The sequence below is a fragment of the Alkalicella caledoniensis genome, assembly GCF_014467015.1.
GTDB lineage: Bacteria > Bacillota > Proteinivoracia > Proteinivoracales > Proteinivoracaceae > Alkalicella > Alkalicella caledoniensis.
Map to the genome: position 1 here is coordinate 1096489 of NZ_CP058559.1, position 18817 is coordinate 1115305.

17 protein-coding genes are annotated in these 18817 nt (G+C 34.5%); 7 read left to right on the forward strand and 10 right to left on the reverse strand.

All coding sequences use genetic code 11. From position 1 onward, the window contains the following. Nucleotides 1-15: 15 nt before the first annotated feature. Nucleotides 16-1191: a putative manganese transporter gene (locus HYG86_RS05415; RefSeq protein WP_213167906.1), complete on the reverse strand. Its 1176-nt coding sequence runs from the start codon at nt 1189-1191 to the stop codon at nt 16-18. Between the two features lie 426 nt (nt 1192-1617). On the opposite strand from HYG86_RS05415, the gene HYG86_RS05420 reads away from it, so the two are divergent. Continuing rightward, nucleotides 1618-2580, forward strand: a complete 963-nt coding sequence (locus tag HYG86_RS05420) for a metal-dependent hydrolase (protein WP_213167907.1) — start codon at nt 1618-1620, stop codon at nt 2578-2580. Between the two features lie 284 nt (nt 2581-2864). Continuing rightward, on the forward strand, nt 2865-3482 hold the full coding sequence (locus HYG86_RS05425) for a YczE/YyaS/YitT family protein (protein ID WP_213167908.1): 618 nt from the start codon (nt 2865-2867) through the stop codon (nt 3480-3482). 166 nt (nt 3483-3648) lie between these two features. On the opposite strand, the gene HYG86_RS05430 is transcribed toward HYG86_RS05425, so the two are convergent. Continuing rightward, the gene (locus tag HYG86_RS05430; RefSeq protein ID WP_213167909.1) at nt 3649-4566 is read right to left on the reverse strand and encodes a GNAT family N-acetyltransferase; all 918 of its coding nucleotides are present in this window, start codon (nt 4564-4566) and stop codon (nt 3649-3651) included. Nucleotides 4567-4899: 333 nt separating this feature from the next. Here HYG86_RS05430 and HYG86_RS05435 point away from each other — a divergent pair, with 333 nt between their 5' ends. After that, nucleotides 4900-5673: a sugar phosphate isomerase/epimerase family protein gene (locus tag HYG86_RS05435; protein ID WP_213167910.1), complete on the forward strand. Its 774-nt coding sequence runs from the start codon at nt 4900-4902 to the stop codon at nt 5671-5673. A gap of 117 nt (nt 5674-5790) precedes the next feature. Here the strand turns inward: HYG86_RS05435 and HYG86_RS05440 are convergent, their stop codons facing one another. From HYG86_RS05440 to HYG86_RS05465, 6 genes are all read right to left on the reverse strand, one after another. After that, nucleotides 5791-6312 (reverse strand): hypothetical protein, encoded by a 522-nt coding sequence (locus HYG86_RS05440; protein ID WP_213167911.1) that lies wholly within the window; start codon nt 6310-6312, stop codon nt 5791-5793. A 76-nt stretch (nt 6313-6388) separates the two neighbouring features. Then, a complete protein-coding gene (locus tag HYG86_RS05445) occupies nt 6389-6604 on the reverse strand; it encodes a helix-turn-helix domain-containing protein (RefSeq protein ID WP_213167912.1) in 216 nt (71 codons plus the stop codon). A gap of 11 nt (nt 6605-6615) precedes the next feature. Next, nucleotides 6616-7095 (reverse strand): DUF2975 domain-containing protein, encoded by a 480-nt coding sequence (locus HYG86_RS05450; protein WP_213167913.1) that lies wholly within the window; start codon nt 7093-7095, stop codon nt 6616-6618. Nucleotides 7096-7566: 471 nt separating this feature from the next. Continuing rightward, on the reverse strand, nt 7567-9168 hold the full coding sequence (locus tag HYG86_RS05455) for an IS1182 family transposase (RefSeq protein ID WP_213165501.1): 1602 nt from the start codon (nt 9166-9168) through the stop codon (nt 7567-7569). A gap of 238 nt (nt 9169-9406) precedes the next feature. Then, complete coding sequence (locus HYG86_RS05460; protein ID WP_281391324.1) at nt 9407-9937, reverse strand: GrpB family protein; 531 nt, start codon at nt 9935-9937, stop codon at nt 9407-9409. A 31-nt stretch (nt 9938-9968) separates the two neighbouring features. Continuing rightward, nucleotides 9969-11468 (reverse strand): IS1182 family transposase, encoded by a 1500-nt coding sequence (locus tag HYG86_RS05465; RefSeq protein WP_213167915.1) that lies wholly within the window; start codon nt 11466-11468, stop codon nt 9969-9971. Nucleotides 11469-11742: 274 nt separating this feature from the next. Here HYG86_RS05465 and HYG86_RS05470 point away from each other — a divergent pair, with 274 nt between their 5' ends. After that, the gene (locus tag HYG86_RS05470) at nt 11743-12597 is read left to right on the forward strand and encodes an AraC family transcriptional regulator (protein ID WP_213167916.1); all 855 of its coding nucleotides are present in this window, start codon (nt 11743-11745) and stop codon (nt 12595-12597) included. A gap of 236 nt (nt 12598-12833) precedes the next feature. Continuing rightward, entirely contained in the window at nt 12834-14714 is a 1881-nt protein-coding gene (gene phnD, locus HYG86_RS05475) for a phosphate/phosphite/phosphonate ABC transporter substrate-binding protein (protein ID WP_213167917.1), read from the forward strand. A gap of 129 nt (nt 14715-14843) precedes the next feature. On the opposite strand, the gene HYG86_RS05480 is transcribed toward phnD, so the two are convergent. Further along, complete coding sequence (locus tag HYG86_RS05480; RefSeq protein WP_213167918.1) at nt 14844-15704, reverse strand: hypothetical protein; 861 nt, start codon at nt 15702-15704, stop codon at nt 14844-14846. Then, nucleotides 15705-16196 (reverse strand): 2'-5' RNA ligase family protein, encoded by a 492-nt coding sequence (locus HYG86_RS05485; protein WP_246451898.1) that lies wholly within the window; start codon nt 16194-16196, stop codon nt 15705-15707. 485 nt (nt 16197-16681) lie between these two features. Here HYG86_RS05485 and ahpC point away from each other — a divergent pair, with 485 nt between their 5' ends. Then, on the forward strand, nt 16682-17245 hold the full coding sequence (gene ahpC, locus HYG86_RS05490; protein ID WP_213167920.1) for an alkyl hydroperoxide reductase subunit C: 564 nt from the start codon (nt 16682-16684) through the stop codon (nt 17243-17245). Between the two features lie 10 nt (nt 17246-17255). Then, entirely contained in the window at nt 17256-18785 is a 1530-nt protein-coding gene (ahpF, locus tag HYG86_RS05495; RefSeq protein ID WP_213167921.1) for an alkyl hydroperoxide reductase subunit F, read from the forward strand. The last annotated feature ends 32 nt before the right edge of the window (nt 18786-18817 follow it).

Consider the following 18817-nt stretch of genomic DNA (forward strand, 5'->3'; position numbering starts at 1 on the left):
TTTCCCCGCTTTCTTTTACATAAATAGTTTGTCAACCATTGAGTTTAGAAACCCTGACCAGTCGTAATTTAGTTCAATCCAATAGACAATGAACGCAAACACTAAGGCCGGAAGCTTATTTATTGCCGTGGCCCAAACTGCCGATCTCCTATCAATTGCAATCAGAGGGAATAACGCATCGCCATCTTGTGAAATTGCATTTGCCAGTAGGGCCGAAAATGGTACTAAGCCATTTATAAATAAAGTTATAAATATTATTTGCGGCCCACAGCCTGGTATGATTCCCACAGCTACTCCTATGATTATGGAGACTATCCCGGTGGCTAGTAACCAATTTTCAATCATCATTTCTCCAGCTGCGTAATCACCCATGCCAAGACCTAAGGTCAGTAGCTCATAGGCTAAAAAGCCAACAAATACCCACATGATTACAAATGCTGTTTCTAAAGCATTCTCTATGAAAGTCTTTTTTAAGGATGACACTTTAGACTGTTCAGATTCAGTAGTATCATCACGTAAAAACTTCTTACCTTTAAATACTAAGAATATGGCCAATATAACCCCTGCAACACCTATTATTTCTTCTAGGTTCGGAAATAATTCTATATCCACTTGCATAATGCCTGCAACTCCAAAAACTAATCCAATAGATATAAGTGACCAAAATAGATAGTTCAAGAAGTTAGATTTTTTCCTTTCTATTGGTGTCATAGGTGCAACAAATTCACCCTGTTTCCCTCTAAATCCCTTCAAAATTCGCATTCTATTTTCGTATTTCTTTAAGATATTATCCCCAAGAGATGTTAAATCCACCAAGTAACCAGTTATAACACCAACAGTTAGGGATATACCACTGACTATAAGGTAATGGAATGGCCTTGTTGCAATCATTACAAAGGCCGCATCGCCCATGGTAGCCATTAAAGCTGCTACAACTGTTCCAAATGTTACACTCTTTTTGAAAAACAGTGGCATCATAAATACTGCACCACCACACCCCGGAGTAAGTCCCATTACTCCTCCAATTAGTGGTTGAAATTTTTTTGATTTTTCTATGCTTTCCATAAATTTACCAGATTTTTTATAATTAATATATCCAAATAAAAGTAATACTGACCCCACGAAGGACCCAACTTCAATAAATGCTCCTTCCATACTATCAATAATCAGCTCTAGAATTTCTATAAACATAATTCACTAACCTCCTAGTAATATTATAAATTTAGTCGCGGGAAATATTTTTTCCTTTAACTAATTATATGATAATGATTCTTGTTTCGTTACATATTACTTAACAATTCACTATAAAAGTCAATATTTTATACCAGAAGTTTAGTTAATATCTATGTATGTAATAAACAACGACCATATAAAAATACGGTCGTTGTTTCATTTGTTTTGAAGTTTTTTGAGTTGGTTTCAATCAATGTAAGTTAAATCTATGGGCTGAAATAAGCAATGTACAACCCCTTTGAACAGGCACTGAAAATAAGTGCCTGTTCTTTTAATACCTTATGGAATAATATACAACTGTTCCAGTGTGTTATCATTTGTTATAATATGAGTTATGTAAACTTCAGTTTGCAATTGGAGACTTAAAGGTCGAGGGGGGAGAATATGGATCCAATATCACATGCAATAATCGGCTTGTCCATCTATGGGCTGCAACAAACACCAGAGATTAGTAATCCAGCATTACTAGGTACTATAATAGGAGCATTGGCGCCTGATTTTGATATAGTTACTAAAATTAGAAGTGATTATGTCTATCTTAAACACCACCGTGTAGAAACCCATTCTCTCCTCGGAGTAGTGGTGATATCGGTGTTGATTACCTTAGGCCTTTCATTCTTCTACCCAATGTTTGCATTTGGAGAGGTTCTGATTTGGACATTGATCGGTACCTTATCTCATATATTATTTGATCTACTAAATTCGTACGGAGTTGCTTTACTATATCCCTTTAGTAGTAAGAAGTTTTCACTAAACCTCATCACCATATATGACCCAGTGGTCTTATTATTAAGTGGATATGTATTATTCCTCAGCAAAAGGACTTTACATGAAAACCTTTCTGTTACATTCATCTTCTTTTTATATCTTATCCTAAAAGAAATAAACAAAAAAAGTCTAACTAAGAAAATAGGATCATATTACCGCAATGAATGTATTAATGCTAAAATTAATCGTATTAATGTTATGCCATCAGATTATAGTGTTATTAAGTGGGATTACATTGTTTGCACTGAAAAAGAATATATTGTAGGAGAAATTAAGAGTTATAATGGATTTCCCAGGGCTTTTAAGCGCCTTGCAAAGACTTTTGATCCAATAATCGAAAAAACAGAAAATGAAGTACTGGGCTTATACTTTAAAAACTTCACACCTATTTTTCATGTGGAGTTTGAACAAGAAAAAAATGGTTTTATAGTAAAGATGATCGACTTAAGGTATAAAGTTAAAAACGGTTTTAAACACCATGCTATGTTTTATTATAGTGATAATTCACAACTAATAAAAAGTGTGTTTCATCCATTTAATATGGATAACCAAATTGAGGTTAGGAAAAATACTCTGTGAAAAATATGGAGACAGAACGGTATAGGGATATTGCATATACTGTTCTGTCTCCGCCTTTTCCTACTTTCCCCTTTGCGCAAGTAGGGGCAAAAGTTTACTACAACTCACTTACCGCCATATGGATATATTATTCGACTATCCACTCAAGGGCTTTGTGTGATTTTTTTTTAAGAATACAATTCTTGTCTTGTATAATAGTAAACTTCAGAGTAGAATAGAGTTTGTGACTTTATAACGCAACTACAAAATTCATTACTATAATTTTAAAGATAGAGGTGCAAATTATGAAACGTTGGCTTTTTTATTTCACTGGTCTGTGTATAGCAGCCCTGGGGATATCTAGTATAATTACATCTGACATGGGTGCTGGTTCGTGGGATACTGTTTTCGTGGGTTTATCAAACACCATAGGGTTGACTCCAGGTAATTGGTTAATAGTAGGTGGTGGACTCCTTGTGTTTTTGAATTCTTTCATATCTAAAGATCGTCCTGATTTTACTGGTTTTATAACGGTATTAATAACTGGTATACTGATTGATTTAAACCTAAAGTTTTTAGAGCTTATACCTCTTCAAAATGTTTACAGTAGAATTTTATTATTTTCAATTGGATTCCTTCTTCTCATCACAGGTGCTGGAACATACCTTCAAGCAAAATTTGCAGCAAATCCAATTGATAACCTAATGTTAGTGGTTCACAAAAGATTTGGATTTAGCATCGCTGTTTCTCGTTTGATATGTGAAACCTCCGCCCTAATAATGGGTCTATTATTATCAGGACCAGTATCATACGGCACAGTTGTTATTGCCATATTTATAGGACCAAGTATTCAGTTTACGTATAAAGTCATGGATAAAATTTATCATAAAAGCTCTAATCAAACACTGAAAAAGGCTGCTTAGATTCAAATAAAAATTACCCATAATGGGCTAACTAAAAAAGACTAGGCACTTGGCTTAGTCTTTTTCTCTACATATTTAGTTGGGCAGATTTTCCCATTTAGCTGTAAAATTCCTTGGGTATTAGCATGCTAGTTATATTATTTACTGAAATTTTTACTGGTTGGACTTACTTTTTATAGTTAATCATTTGACTGTCTAGTTTGAATCCAACTTTATATAATGCTTGCTCTAGAGGAAAGTTCCTATTATCGATGTCTGCAATCACTTTGGTCAAACCATTCTCTTTTAATATATTTGTGCCTTTTATCAATAGCACACTTACATAATCATTTCCCCTTTTGTTAGGAACTACTCCAATATAGTTTATGGCCCCATGGGTTTCATCTAATTTTTGAGGTACTACTAATCCTACCAAATCTTCATTTCTATCATAGGCTAGTTGCCACCAGTGGCCATTTAAATCTATACTTTTTAAAATATTGTAATATTCTAAAGCTGCTGCTTCAGATCCCAGTGTTTCTATACTTAATTGATCTTCTGTATCCAATGTATTTATACTTACCAGTTCAATTGCTTTTACAAATTCCTTTTCACCCACTACATTTAAGCTCCTAAATGTAATATCTGAATATCTCTCTTTCTCAATACTACCTTCATTTAGAAAACTGCTCTTTTCTTGGCTTGAAATAAATTCACACTCTTGTAATAGTTTATTGTAGTTGTTAAAGTAGTCATTGTTCTTAGAGTATAGGTGATATTCAAATTCTGTGGTTTTATCTCCAGAAACCTTTCTGCAGCCTTCCGTAATTAGTTTCTTGGCTATTTCATAGAAAACTTCTTCGTCATCATGAGGTAGCTTTAATCCTGCTATTTTAAAGTGATTTGGTTGATCTGGAAAAGCCCAAAATATGATCCTCCCTATAAAGGTTTCCCCCTTTTCAACTACAAAGCACCATTCAGGTTTAGTTTTTCCTTCTTGAAACCACCCCTCCAAAAACTCCTTAAATTTTATCTGTTTTTCACCGGTACTATTTATCCCGGAAAACTTATCAATTTCATCAGTAACTATAGACCTAATCTCCATAATACTCTCCTCCTCTATACCTAATCTCCTCTTAACTCCTTTACCCCAGTAAGAGAAGCCATAAAGTTATGGAACTCTTCCCTTAATAAAAAGGCTGTAAGGAACTTGCGTTCTTACAGCCGTCATTATTTTAGTACAGTAGTGTGTATTTCATTTATATTTGTTTCGATTATATACAAAATTTGTTAGGTAGGCAACTTAATTGAAGATAATTAATAATATGTTCATAACATTTGATGTTACCACGGTTATTTCAGTAGAATTGTACTTAAACTCTTTGACTTTTTCTAAACCCCATGCTAGTCTTATGCTAAAAAGATTGGAGATTTTGAAATGAAGATTGGCACCTGTATCTATTTAGAAAAGTTTTTGGAGAGTCCAGATTATTATAAGGAAAATTACAGATATCTTGAGATTCAAGATTTTGTTATGCCAACGAATTTAGATAACCATATGGAAGATATTCTCAGTATGTATAAAAATAATTTAAGTGATTATAAGGGCACTATTACAGTGCATGCCCCTTATATAGACTTGAAACTAACCAGTTTTGATCCTTTAGTCCAGAGTGTATTCATAAAGCGTTGCCATCATGCTTTAAATATAGCCATGAAACTTAATGCTCAATATATGGTTGTTCATTCTGATTATGAGCGTAAACCTAATTATGAAGATTATAAAGATTTTTTTCTTCTGCAAAGCACATCATTTTGGAAAAGCCTAATCAAAGACTTCCAAAATATGGGCATAACTGCTGTTATAGAAAATGTCCACAATCCCAGCGGAAGCCTAATTAGACAAATAATTGAAGAGGTAAATAACCCATACTTAGGCGCTTGCTTAGATATAGGTCATGCCCATGCTTTTGGTAAAGTCCAACTAAGTAATTGGATTGACTGCTATGGTCCCCTTCTAAAATACATTCATATCAATGATAATAATGGCGAATTAGACCAACATCTTCCTCTAGGTGAGGGAAGTATCGATTTCTTTTCTTTTTTCCAAAAATTAAAAGAAGTAGGTTCTGAATCAGTTATTATGTGTGAAGTATTTGGTAACAAGGTTACGGAAGAGAAAAATTTAATGTACTTAAGTAAGTTTTTTTAGTTAAAAGAAAGAGAGCCCTATTAGGCTCCCATAATACAGATAATTTACATTTAAGTAGGTAATCTTTGAGTATTGATATAACTTATCACTAAAGACTCCCTCTAATTGTTATTCACACTAAGTATTCAGTTCATAAATATATAGTTTTTTTGTCTGGATATCTAAAATAGCAAAAGTAATATTATAAGCACCCCTTGTGACTACATTTGTATCTTTCATCTCAGGATTGCGTTCCCCAAATCTATCCCTGAAGTAATATACTCCATTGTCTATATCTTGTGGTATATTTTTAGACTGATTTCCTATGGAATAATTTGCACCCCTGTACTTTCCGCCATATATCAGTACTGATATTTCTTCAGACAAGGGAACTGGTAACCATTTCCCCCCTTTGTTTACTGCATTTATAAATTTCTCTAATCCTTTATCAGATAGTAGTACCTCTACATAATACTCACCATCTCCAAAAAAACCAGTACTGGATTCTTTGATAATAATAGTAGAATCTCTAGGTATGTTTACTCCTAAAAGCCTTTTAGTATTCATTACATTACTACTTTGAAAAAACACATAGCCTCCTATAATTATAAGGGCCAAAAAGGCTAGTATCAGCTTGCTTTTTTTTAGCAATTCGAACATGACTTACCTCCTTTTCAAACCCTATTAAAGAAGTACCTGTATAGTTAATTAACCCCTCACCCTATGGTAATACACATTACTCATCTTTTTTGTATTCCAGTATATCCCCTGGTTGGCAATCAAGGGCTTCACATATCTTTGCCAACGTTGATAGTTTTATTGCCTTTGCTTTACCATTTTTCAGTATTGATATGTTTGCAATGGTAATTCCAACTCTTTCAGCAAGTTCTGTCACACTCATCTTTCGCCTAGCGAGCATAACATCAATATTTATTATAATTTTGTCTTCCATTTTAATCCCCCTTATATAGTAAGATCGCTTTCATCTTGCAAAATTGCCGCCTTCATGACAAGGTGAGATAATGCCGCTGAAGCAACTGCTATTGCGATTCCAATAAACACAACTATTAAAGACAATAGTACAATCCCTGGATGATTAATTTCCAGTAGTAAAAACACTATGTTGCCTAAAAAGAAGAATGTTGAATTGAACACCGCAAGGGATGATATGTTTTTTAGAAATTTTGCATTTAATTTAGAAAATGAATTGTCAGCTCCAATCTCACTGGCAATCTTCCATGCATATATAAGAACTAAGTAACAAGGAATAGCAGTAAAACATATAAAGATTAACCATGGCATGTAAGCATGGGAAAATTCAGGGTTTTCGTATGCAAGGGATTGACCATACATAGGGACAACCCACCCGTAAACTAAAAGACCGCATAATGCAATTCCCCAAATAACTATCTTCAACCATTTAGATAAAGCACTTTGATTCATAATTTATCCCCTCCATTACTTTTCTTAATTCTATAATAGTCTTATACCTCAGCAATGTCAATAATAATTTATTATAATACAATAAATTATTATTGACATTGCTTTTTTTCCTGCAATTTCAGGTTTTTAATTACTGAGCTATTGCTTAAAACAAAAAGGACAATAGGATAAAACCTATTGTCCTTTCAAGTTTGCCATAATAATTTAATTCCCTCTTACTTAAGAGGCTTGAGCAATAGAATAAACTACTAGTACACCTTCAAAGAAAATTGCACCTATCAAACAGGTACTGTATACAAAGAAAGAGGGTGTCGCAAAACTACTGAATAAGTAGTTAGCGACACCCTCTTTTTGTTAAAAAAAATAGGATATTAATAAATTTTAAGTGCAGCAAAGAGAAATTTTCCTAAGAGTTTGTTTTTAGACGCACTTAAATAAGACTATAGAATATTAGTCTTTTCAATCTCCAAACTATGAGACTTTCAGTTCATGAAGGTGATGCCCACAGCGCCCATTCTTAAGCTTGGCATGAAGTTTATTCATGTTATAGCCTAAGCCTAATAGAAGTGTTTCTACACTCACGCTGTGGATACCTCTTGTCAAAAATCTTTGAAATCCATAATCTTGCTTTAGAACTCCAAAAGCACCTTCAGCCTGAATAGACCTGTTAACCCTGAGTTTAACTCCGTTTTTAGACACTATATTTTGATATGATATTTGCCTTTTCTCTATAAACTTTTTAGATACCTGTAACTTTTTGTTACCTTGTGCTTTTGTACATTTAGGCTTAAACTGACAGTTTGTACAATCCTCACATTCGTACACAGTGGCTTCAGATTTATAGCCAGTTACTGATGTTCTAATGATTTTACCAGTAGCTTTTAATTTCTTGTTGTTGTGACATGTATACTCATCGAGCTTAGAATCATAAACCATATTTTCGCGCTTGCTTATATCTTTTTTAAAGCTTCTTTTTTTCCATCTATCATAAGTCTGGGGTTTTATATAGTATGTATATCCCTTCTTTTCGAGGAAAAGGTAATTTTCCTCACTTTCATACCCAGAGTCTGCAATTATGTTTTTATACTTTAATTTTAATCTTTCCTCCATCTTTCCTAGGAAGGGGATCAATGTACCAATATCTGATCTGTTTTGGAATACTCCTACGGATACTATATACTCACTCTCTACACCTATTTGCAAATTGTAGCCAGGCTTTAGTTGAGAGTTTCTCATGTGGTCATCTTTCATTCTCATAAAAGTAGCACCTGTATCTGTTTTAGAGTAACTACTTCTACCTTGGAATATTTCATTGCATGAATCGTACTTCACTTGTCTTTCATAAAATGACTGCACTTCCTCAGTAAATTTTTGAAGCTTACTTTTTCTTTTGCCGATTCCATAAACAAATTCTACTTTTCCCTCTTCCTTCCTTTGCTTTAAGAAGGACAATATGCAGTTTAAATCGTCTAACATTCTCTCCTTGGAAACTATAAATTCGACACTATAATGTTCATTTAAATCTCTCAAGAAGTTCTGTACTTTATCAAACATCTTAGCTTCATTTTTCTTTACGACCTTATCCCATACAAACGTATATTTATTTGCATTGGCTTCTATTTTTGTCCCATCAATAAAGAGATTCTCAAATTTAACTTCACCTATTTCTTTTAAATGTAAGATGAATTGGTAAAACAAATCTTCAACTGCATTAGATAAGTAAATCTTTCGGAACCTTGCAATAGTGCTATGATCGGGGCATTTATTTCCCTCTAATAGCCACATAAAATTTATATCTCTTTTGCATGCAGTTTCAATTTTTCTACTTGAATAAATGTTATTCATGTAAGCGTAGGTTAACACCTTAAAAAGAAGTTTTGGTTCAACTGCTGGTTTTCTTCCCTTAGAAGAGTATGCCTTGTATAAACCTTGATAGTTTAATCCCTCCAATATTTGGCTTAGCAGTCGAACAGAATCATCTTCAGGTATTAAAGTTTCTAAATTTAATGGTAAAACTAATTGATAACTACCATTAAATCGGGTATAATATGAGTGTTGTGTATTTGTTCTCATAAACCAATTATACAACACTAGCGGACCCTTTGGGCCCGCTTTTTATTATTTTTATACAAAAAAGAGGCTGAATGCACAATGAATTATTCATTCATTGTGCAACAGCCCCTTTTGCTTTCTCTTCTTTACATAATACCAATGTTTGAGATGAATATTTAGCCTTTATGACCACACCTCTCTTACAGTGATTCATCTGGTATCTGCAATATTATAACTACGACCATCAGATTAGTTCACCCTATTTTTTATATTTATCATTTAACATATTTCTTGCAATGTCAGTATGTTTTAAAATAAACTCGGATTTTGCGTTTGTATAGGCATCTCTGTCATATTGATATTCTTCTTTCAGACTCATTTTTAAATTTCCGTAATGTGTAGCAACATCATTATTTGCCTTCAAATAATCTCTAAAATACAGTTCATTCCAGTCTCCAAAATGTCTTATATGAATATGATAAACCCGCTTAGCAAAACCCTTCTCTGTATATCCCTTAACAAGGGTTAAGTTCAAAGGTTTCAGCTTTTGTTTTGCCATACAGATATATCCATTTTCTTCTAGTATGGCGATCACTTCTTCTACATCACAGTGATTGTCAATTTCCAAAAGAATATCAACAGTAGGCTTTGCAAGTAATCCATTAACAGAAGTACTACCAATATGATTTACCCGAACTATGTTCTCTTTTCCAATAATCTCATTTAGTAATTTCTCTTCATCCATGTACCAATCATCCCATTCTGAGTTATAGAGACAGGGGGACGTCAGACTGTGTGGCTAATCTCTAAAAACTCAAAGATTAGCCGTAAAATTCCTGTCTTTTGGTGCAATATGACTTAAACATATAAAAATACAATGATAAAGTGGGTCTAAGAGCTACTAATATCCTTAGTAGTTCTTTCACTCCTATAATATTTATTACTCTTTTAAAATTATAGGCTAGCAAAACTAGGGCTGTCTCTGTAGTTACAGAATCCATCCCTCTTGTTAAAAAATACCCAGCATTCATTGTCCTTTTGATGGTTCCATAAGGATGCTCAACAATCATCTGCCTTTGTAGGTATTTGTCCATATTTGCTTCTGTTCTAGCATCTATAGTATCCAAAAAATCTTGGTTAGGTGACCGATTTATTATCCTGCCTTTGGCTGCAGTGGTGCATTTGCTTTTTGATTCACAGTTTTTACAGGCATCGTAGTTTCTATATTTTATTCTTTTTGGTTCTTTTGATTTGTGGTTTATTCTGCGTAATTCATGGCCCAAAGGACAAATATATAAGTCTTTTTCAGGCACATAAGTAAATTTATCTCCGTAGAAATCTTTGTCTCCTGTGGCGTTAGAATACGACTGTTTTGGCAAATAGACTGTTGTTTCGTTTCTCTCACATTTCATAAGGTCGTCTGCTTGGTAATAGCCTTTATCTGCTGCTACTTCAAGTTTCCTTTTTCCAAATATATCTTTAGCCTTTTCTGCAAGTGAATTTAGATTACCTTGATCTGCGGGATTGTTTGTAACATCATATGCCACTATAATACTATGCTTAGAGTCTACAGCTGTTTGTATGTTATATGCTACAGTAACACCATTGTTTTTGTTGTCCATAAGCCTAGCATCTTCGTCAACTGTAGATATTTCATTACTTTCGCTATCCTGTAGTTTTTTTTCCAACTCTTCAAATTTAATTTTACGCTCCTTGAGTTTTTCAATTTTTTGCTGAATTTCTTCAGGTGTATACTTAAGTTTAGGTGAATCGTCTTTGTCACTGCTTTCTAACAAATCTAGATAGGAATTAACCTTATCTTCGATATATTGTTTGTGTCTTTGTATTTTTTTCTTTGAGAAATTATTCTTCTTTGAATTATTAGCTTGAATTTTAGTCCCATCTATTGCTATGAATTCCTCGCCTAATAGTTTGAGATCCTTACACAACTTAGTAAAATCCTTGAAAACTTGTTTTAGCTGAGTTTTATTTTCTTTCCTGAAATCAGCTATTGTTTTAAAATCAGGTTTTAGTTTTTGTAATAGCCAAACCACTTCTATATTCCTGTGAGATTCTGTTTCTAGCTTTCTAGATGATCTTATGCCATTTACATACCCATATAGATATAACTTCAATAAAACAGAGGGATGATATCCTGGTGCACCTCTGCGGTGTTCCTTTGATTTAGTGAATGCACTCATATTGACCAGTTTTACGTATTCATCAATTACCCTAACGGGATTATCCTCACCTATGTAATCTTCTATGCAGTCAGGAAACATTGTTTTTTGCTTTCTATCTGTACCTTGTATAAATGACATTTAAAATCCCCTCTCCGATATTCTATAACTTAATTATACTACAGAAAAAGGGAAAAGTACTGTATTTACAGTACTTTGTAGGCATTTTAGACATATATTATTGTTTAATTCTCACACAGTCTGACGTCCCCTTGTCCCTAATAAAAATATATGGCAAAAAAGGATAATTTCTCTTTGTATAGAATAAATAACTGAAACTTAACATTAGAATGCAAAGGATGTAAAGAACTGAATACAGCAATCCACTACAATAGGTATAGAAGGAGGAATTATTATGGATTGGTTAACAAGTATGAATGCTGTGCTGGATTATGTGGAAGACAACATTACTGAGCCTATTGATTATGATAAGCTAGCTAAAATAGTCTGTTGTTCAACATACGAATTTGGACGCATATTTTCTTTTATGGCCGGAGTATCTATATCAGAATACATTAGACGTCGAAGGCTTTCACTGGCAGCCTTTGATCTTCAGGACCAAAACCTAAAAGTTATAGATGTAGCCTTTAAGTATTGTTATGAATCGCCCACTTCATTTTCACGGGCCTTCAAAGATATGCATGGCATCTCGCCTTTGTTAGCGCGCAAACAGGGGTTCTTGAAAACCTATCCTAAACTTTCCTTCAAGATTACAATTAAAGGAGTGGAAGAAATGGAGTTCAGAATTGTAAAAAGAGATAGTTTCAAGATTATGGGATTGAAAGGAATGTCAACCTCCATAGCACAAGTGGGAGATACCCTCGATCCATTGTGGAGGAATTTTATGGATAACTATGATAATAGATTGTGGAAAAACTATCATGCCCCCCTTTGGCAAGTTGGGGTATACTGGAATGAAAGCAAAAATAGTGCAACCCCTTGCATAATAGGTGCTGAGGTTAGGAGTACTGATGTAGTGGAGGGTATGGATATTGAAGAAATCCTCCCTTCAACATGGGCAGCCTTCACCATAAAAGGACCTGCAGGGAAAGGAGCCGATGAAGCTTACGCTAGGATTAGGACACAATGGTTTCCAACAAGTAGATATATTCGTAATCCAAACATGCAACACCTTGAGATTTATCCTCCAGGTGATGCTAGTTTAAATAATTATCACTGGGAGATTTGGATGCCAGTATTGGAGAAGTAAACGGAATTAATTTAGGGTGGCCCACCCGCTGAGAACATGAACACGTCAGACTAGCTCCTTCCCTCTCCAATTTGTTTGACAATTTCCTATAAGAAGATATATAATCATGACATATAGGTATTAATGGCATGAGAAGAGGAGAGCCATGATTTTTCACCATATTTAAAAATATGGTGCTAAAATCATGGCTTTTATCAATTTGTGGTGATAATTTAATCTACCGGGGAGGAATAAAATTGAGTAAATGGAAAAACTTTAGAGGTGCACTAATCTTCATTATTGGAATATTGTTTTTGCAGCTGGGTCTTTATCTTTTTCTTGAATTTGGTCTTTGGTACTTAGTTCTATCTATTTCAGGTACATACCTACTGTCATTATTTATAATGAAAACTGGTACAAGCAATAATAAAGGTTCTACTGAAACAATCAAAAGTAATTTGGACCAAGGGATAAGCGAAAATTTATTCAACATCTCCGAGACAATGAGTATCGATATACAACAGTTGTTATGGCTATCCATTAACAATATCGAGGCCTTTGGAAAGCTTGTAAAATTCTTCCACAAAATTCAAGAAAACGGGGAACAAAACGCTGCCAGTGCCCAAGAAATAACAGCAAGTATGGAAGAGTTTGTGTCTAATTTTCACAGTCTAAATGAGAACATCTTAGAGGTGGAACAACAGTCTGACAGTTCCTACAAGATGTTGGCAGCCAACAAAAGTACCATGGCTAATATTCAGCAATCCATGCTTGATCTATCCCAATCTATAAAGGAAACATCCACTAGCCACGATAAGCTCCATAAATCATCCCAAGAGATAAACAAAATAGTTGAATACATACAGGGTATATCTAGCCAAATCAACTTATTATCCCTCAATGCCTCCATTGAAGCTGCTAGGGCTGGAGAAGCTGGGCGAGGATTTTCAGTTGTAGCCCAAGAGATTAAAAAATTATCTGAGGAAACAAACAACGCCACCACAAACATCAAAAATGTAGTGGACAGTATAAATGAGGACATGAATGTAACCAATTCTTCCATAGTAAAAATGGTGGAAGAAATTCAGCATACGGAGGTAATCGCCAAAGAATCTTCTGTAGTTGTTTCTACCATCGAGGAAATAATAAGTAGCATAAAGAAATCCCTTGAAACCGTTAGGACTATCTCTCAAAAGCAACTGATGTCATCCAATGAGATAAAAGAGGGTTCCCATTCCTTTGCAGTGGCAGTGGAAGAAACCCATGGAATGTTATATGAGCTACTAAAAACCGTTGAAACCCAGCAAGGTAAAAATGATGAAATTATAGAATATAGCAACAAACTAGGGGATATTTCTGAGGAATTTCAGGAGACCATTGTTAAGTTAAAAAAGGATACTGAAATTATATTTGGAGTGAATCCTTTTACTTCACCTGAAAATATCAAAACAATGTATGCACCTATTCTAGCAAGTGTGTGTAAGGAAGTTGGCTGTCAAGCTCGGATTATAATAGTTAAAAATTATGAAACCCTTAATGATTGGATTAGTAAAGGTAAAATTGATATAGGCTGGTTTTCACCCTTGGCTTATGTGAAGGCTAGGGAAAAAACCAATGTGGTACCCCTAGCAACCCCCATAGTAAATGGCAAGGCGTCATATATAGGATATATAATAGCCAGAAAGGATAGTTCTATTAAGAGTTTAAACGATCTGTCAGGCAGCACCTTTGGATATGTGGATAAAAACAGTGCATCTGGCTACCTATTTGCAAATTATATAATGTCACAGGAAAGGATCTATGACAGTAGCTTTTCTAGGACAGTATTTTTGGGAAGCCATGACAAGGTGATTCAAGCTGTACTTTCAGGGGAAGTGGATGCAGGTGCTACTTATAGTGAGGCCATTGATTTTGCTGTTCAACAAGGCTTGCCTGTAGATAAACTAGAAATAATAGCCAGCACAGACCCTATTCCTAAGGATGTAATAGGGTCAAATGAAAACCTTCCTAAGGAATTAGTGGACAAGTTAAAGGAAGCCTTCATAGACTTTACTAAGCCTTCTGATATTAACTCCCCAGTTGATGGATTTACCGAAAGCAAAGACAACAACTATGATATCATTAGAAATATAGTATAGAATGTACTGTTAAATAAATAAAAAACCAGCAGATGCAAAATGAACAGTTAATTGCGCATCTGCTGGCTTTTCTTTTTAAGGACATCATGGATAAATTTTTAAGCCAAGAAAAATACTTCCCATGTCTCTTTACCATTGTTTAAACCAGTAATATATAGTATCAGTACCTATATGGGATATAGAGGTCGGTGTTTCAGAAATTTTCGTCATTCTATAGTTTGATATGTAAAATCCACTAATGGGCAATTCAGTGGTGTCTACAGGGGTCATGTTTCCGTCAATATATTGAAAATGTGTAACATATTCAGAGGAAGTTGTATACTGACCGCTACTCAACAATATGTAGTAATCAAGGTTTCCTTCACTGTTATCAATTTCTTTAGGATTAATTTCTTCTAATACTTCAAAGAATTTATCTACTGAAACAAGTCTCTCATACTGATCCTGTAAACTCATCTTTTTAGCATTTATTAAATATATTTGCTTATCTAGCAGCATTTTAACTTTATATAGTATCATTTCATTTCCTGAATAACCAATTATTTCATAATGAAACTCCCTAATTTCTCCATCTTTTTCATAGCTAACTCTAAAATTTCTGATTTTTTTGATACTTTGGCTTTCTATTTTTTCTTTGATAGCTCCCCAGTCTTCTTTAAAGTTTAACATATACAAATTACTACTTGAAGCATCAACTTTGACCGGTCTTTCAAAAATATAGTTGCTTATCATTGGACTAATAATCCCAATCAACAATATAACAACTCCTAAGTAAGCAGCTCTTGTTTTTGCCTCCTTGTTAACTGTCGGTTCGGCAAGTATGAAGAATACAATCATCCCTACAGGTATTGGTATTCCGTTAAATCTAAAAAGGAAGGACCCTAGGAGAAAATAACCTATTAGCTTTAACACCACATTATCTTCTTTTTCACATTGATTATAGATATAAACCAGTCCACAAATAATAATTAATAATCTAATAACCCACATCTAGATCCCCCCCTTTAACTCTATTTCCATTTCTATTAATGAGTCTTCATTATCATCAATAATTTCCACACATATACGGTTGACAATAGTTTTAAATTCATCAGTTATGGCTCCTGTTTCTTCAATAGCGAATTTGTATTTTTCTGCATTGTCAATCTTGCCAACAGTCAAATGAGGATAAAAACTACCTACCTTTAACCATTGGGGGTGATGTTCTTCTAGTATTCCTGTATAAAGTTTGTTATGAATTTCCGTTAATTCACTTTTGCCTTCACAGATATTCAGGAAAAGGTAATTTCCGAAAGATTTAACTGGTGTGATATCTTTAAGCTTTAAAGTAAATGGATCTAATGATGCTAGTGTATCTTCTAAGTGCTCCTTGAGTTCGATATATTCTATGTTACTTAAAAAAGGAAAAACAAGGGTAATATGGGGTCTAACGTGATTTGATAGCGGGTCATACTTTTGTCTTATTTTATTAATAACATCCATATTGCTGAATTGTGGAAAAATCATAATGCATCTTCGTAACATTTTACATTCCTCACTTTTTACTGAGTTATATTTTATGCTTCTCTCCCATTCTTTTTACTTTATTCTTCAAATGCCCCCCAATTCCTCTAAGCATAGCAATATAAATGTTGTTACTTCTTAGATCACAAAAACTATCCATATACAAGCCAGACCAGTTGCAAAATGCAACTGGTCTGGTTTGATACTTAAATAGCTACCCTCTATTTCGTCAAAGCCCAAAAGCCTGCCCTTTAAAAGTAGTTTTCTTGTTTTGGAATGGAATCTCTACATAAACTAAAATATTTTTTATTGAGAACAATTATTATTTACTTGACAAGTTTAGAACTTTAGTATAATATCTAATTAGTAACAATTACTATTATTAGTTAAAGGGAAATAATTTTGTTAAAAACTGCTAATAATAACACGAAAAATATATTAAAATTTAAGGAGATGATTTGTTTATGTCACTTATCGGAAAAGAAGTATTACCATTTAAAGCGTCAGCTTACCATAACGGTCAGTTTGTTAATCTCAGCGAAGAAAATCTTAAGGGAAGATGGAGTGTAGTATGCTTCTATCCTGCTGATTTTACTTTTGTTTGCCCAACAGAACTAGAGGATCTTCAAAATCATTACCCGGAACTTAAATCCTTAGGAGTTGAGGTATATTCCGTATCAACAGATACTCACTTTACACATAAAGCATGGCACGATAGTTCTGAAGCTATCAAAAAAATTACTTATATTATGATTGGGGATCCTTCACAAAAAATCAGCCGTAACTTTGATGTGCTAGATGAAGAGACAGGTCTTGCTGATAGAGGTACATTTATCATTGACCCAGATGGTGTAATTCAAGCTGTTGAAATTAACGCAGGTGGTATGGGACGTGATGCAAGTGTGTTGGTACAAAAAATCAAAGCAGCTCAATATGTAAGAAATAACCCAAATGAAGTTTGCCCAGCTAAATGGCAAGAAGGGGCAGCTACCCTTAAGCCAAGTCTTGACTTAGTAGGAAAGATTTAAGGAGTTTGATATGGTACTCAGTGGAGATATTAAATCCGAATTAAACCAATATCTTCAGTTGATGGAAGGGGATGTGCTACTAAAAGTAAGCGCTGGTGAAGATAATACATCTAAAGAAATCCTTGCTTTAGTAGATGAATTAGCTGCCATGTCCCCTAAAATATCCGTGGAGAGAACTGTTTTACCTAAAACTCCTAGTTTTAGTGTAAATCGAATTGGTGAAGATACCGGTGTTACATTTGCCGGTATCCCCCTAGGTCATGAATTTACGTCCTTGGTACTAGCACTTTTACAAGTAAGTGGAAGAGCACCTAAGGTAGATCAAAAGATTATAGAACAAATTAAAGAAATAAAAGGTCAGTTTCATTTTGAGACTTATATAAGCCTCAGCTGCCACAACTGCCCTGATGTTGTTCAAGCACTAAATCTAATGAGTATTCTAAACAAGGGAATTTCCCATACCATGATTGACGGAGCTGCCTTCAAAAGAGAAGTAGAGGATAAAAAGATTATGGCTGTTCCATCGGTGTACCTAAATGGTGAATTCCTAAGTAGTGGTCGGATGACCCTAGAAGAACTTCTAAGTAAGATTTCAAAACCAATAGATCCATCTGAAATCAATAAAAGGGAGCCCTTCGACGTACTTATTGTGGGTGGTGGTCCAGCAGGTGCAAGTGCTGCAATATATGCATCCCGTAAAGGAATCCGTACCGGCGTTGTATCTGAGAGATTCGGCGGTCAGGTTATGGATACTTTAAGTATAGAAAACTTCATTAGTGTTAAGTCCACAGAGGGGCCTAAGCTTGCTGCAAGCCTAGAGGAGCATGTCAAAGAGTATGATGTTGATATCATAAATCAGCAAAGGGTAAAAGGCCTTAAAAAAAGCGACTTTATTGAAGTTGAACTAGAAAATGGTGGAGTTTTAAAAAGCAAGTCTGTTATTATTGCCACTGGTGCCCGTTGGAGAAATGTGGGTGTCCCTGGTGAACAAGAACTTAAAAATAAAGGTGTTGCCTATTGTCCCCATTGTGATGGTCCACTGTTTGAAGGAAAGCATGTTGCAGTCATCGGTGGAGGCAACTCAGGTATTGAAGCTGCAATTGACCTTGCTGGAATCGTTAAACATGTTACGGTCCTTGAGTTTATGCCAGAACTAAAAGCAGATGCTGTATTACAAAAACGTCTATATAGTCTCCCAAACGTTACTGTGCTAAAAAATGTACAAACTAAAGAGATCACAGGTGATGATCAAGTCACTGGCATTACATTTATGGAACGAGATACTGAAGAGGTTAAACACGTTGAGTTGCAAGGAGTCTTTGTTCAAATCGGTCTGGTTCCAAACACTGAGTGGCTAGATGATTCCTTTGAAAAGACCCGCTTTGGAGAATTGATTATAGATAAGTATGGATCTACAAATGTCCCTGGAGTTTTCGCAGCAGGTGATTGTACAAACAGTCCATACAAACAGATTATTATATCCATGGGATCTGGTGCTACTGCTGCCTTAGGTGCATTCGATTACTTAATCAGAAGCTAAATCAAAGTATATACAATTTAAGCTCTCCTTTG

Coding starts and splice junctions, on each gene's coding strand:
- HYG86_RS05415 (WP_213167906.1), bottom strand. CDS start 1,191: ATGTTTATAGAAATTCTAGAGCTGATTATTGATAGTATGGAAGGAGCA.
- HYG86_RS05420 (WP_213167907.1), top strand. CDS start 1,618: ATGGATCCAATATCACATGCAATAATCGGCTTGTCCATCTATGGGCTG.
- HYG86_RS05425 (WP_213167908.1), top strand. CDS start 2,865: ATGAAACGTTGGCTTTTTTATTTCACTGGTCTGTGTATAGCAGCCCTG.
- HYG86_RS05430 (WP_213167909.1), bottom strand. CDS start 4,566: ATGGAGATTAGGTCTATAGTTACTGATGAAATTGATAAGTTTTCCGGG.
- HYG86_RS05435 (WP_213167910.1), top strand. CDS start 4,900: ATGAAGATTGGCACCTGTATCTATTTAGAAAAGTTTTTGGAGAGTCCA.
- HYG86_RS05440 (WP_213167911.1), bottom strand. CDS start 6,312: ATGTTCGAATTGCTAAAAAAAAGCAAGCTGATACTAGCCTTTTTGGCC.
- HYG86_RS05445 (WP_213167912.1), bottom strand. CDS start 6,604: ATGGAAGACAAAATTATAATAAATATTGATGTTATGCTCGCTAGGCGA.
- HYG86_RS05450 (WP_213167913.1), bottom strand. CDS start 7,095: ATGAATCAAAGTGCTTTATCTAAATGGTTGAAGATAGTTATTTGGGGA.
- HYG86_RS05455 (WP_213165501.1), bottom strand. CDS start 9,168: ATGAGAACAAATACACAACACTCATATTATACCCGATTTAATGGTAGT.
- HYG86_RS05465 (WP_213167915.1), bottom strand. CDS start 11,468: ATGTCATTTATACAAGGTACAGATAGAAAGCAAAAAACAATGTTTCCT.
- HYG86_RS05470 (WP_213167916.1), top strand. CDS start 11,743: ATGGATTGGTTAACAAGTATGAATGCTGTGCTGGATTATGTGGAAGAC.
- HYG86_RS05480 (WP_213167918.1), bottom strand. CDS start 15,704: ATGTGGGTTATTAGATTATTAATTATTATTTGTGGACTGGTTTATATC.
- HYG86_RS05485 (WP_246451898.1), bottom strand. CDS start 16,196: ATGGATGTTATTAATAAAATAAGACAAAAGTATGACCCGCTATCAAAT.
- ahpC (WP_213167920.1), top strand. CDS start 16,682: ATGTCACTTATCGGAAAAGAAGTATTACCATTTAAAGCGTCAGCTTAC.
- ahpF (WP_213167921.1), top strand. CDS start 17,256: ATGGTACTCAGTGGAGATATTAAATCCGAATTAAACCAATATCTTCAG.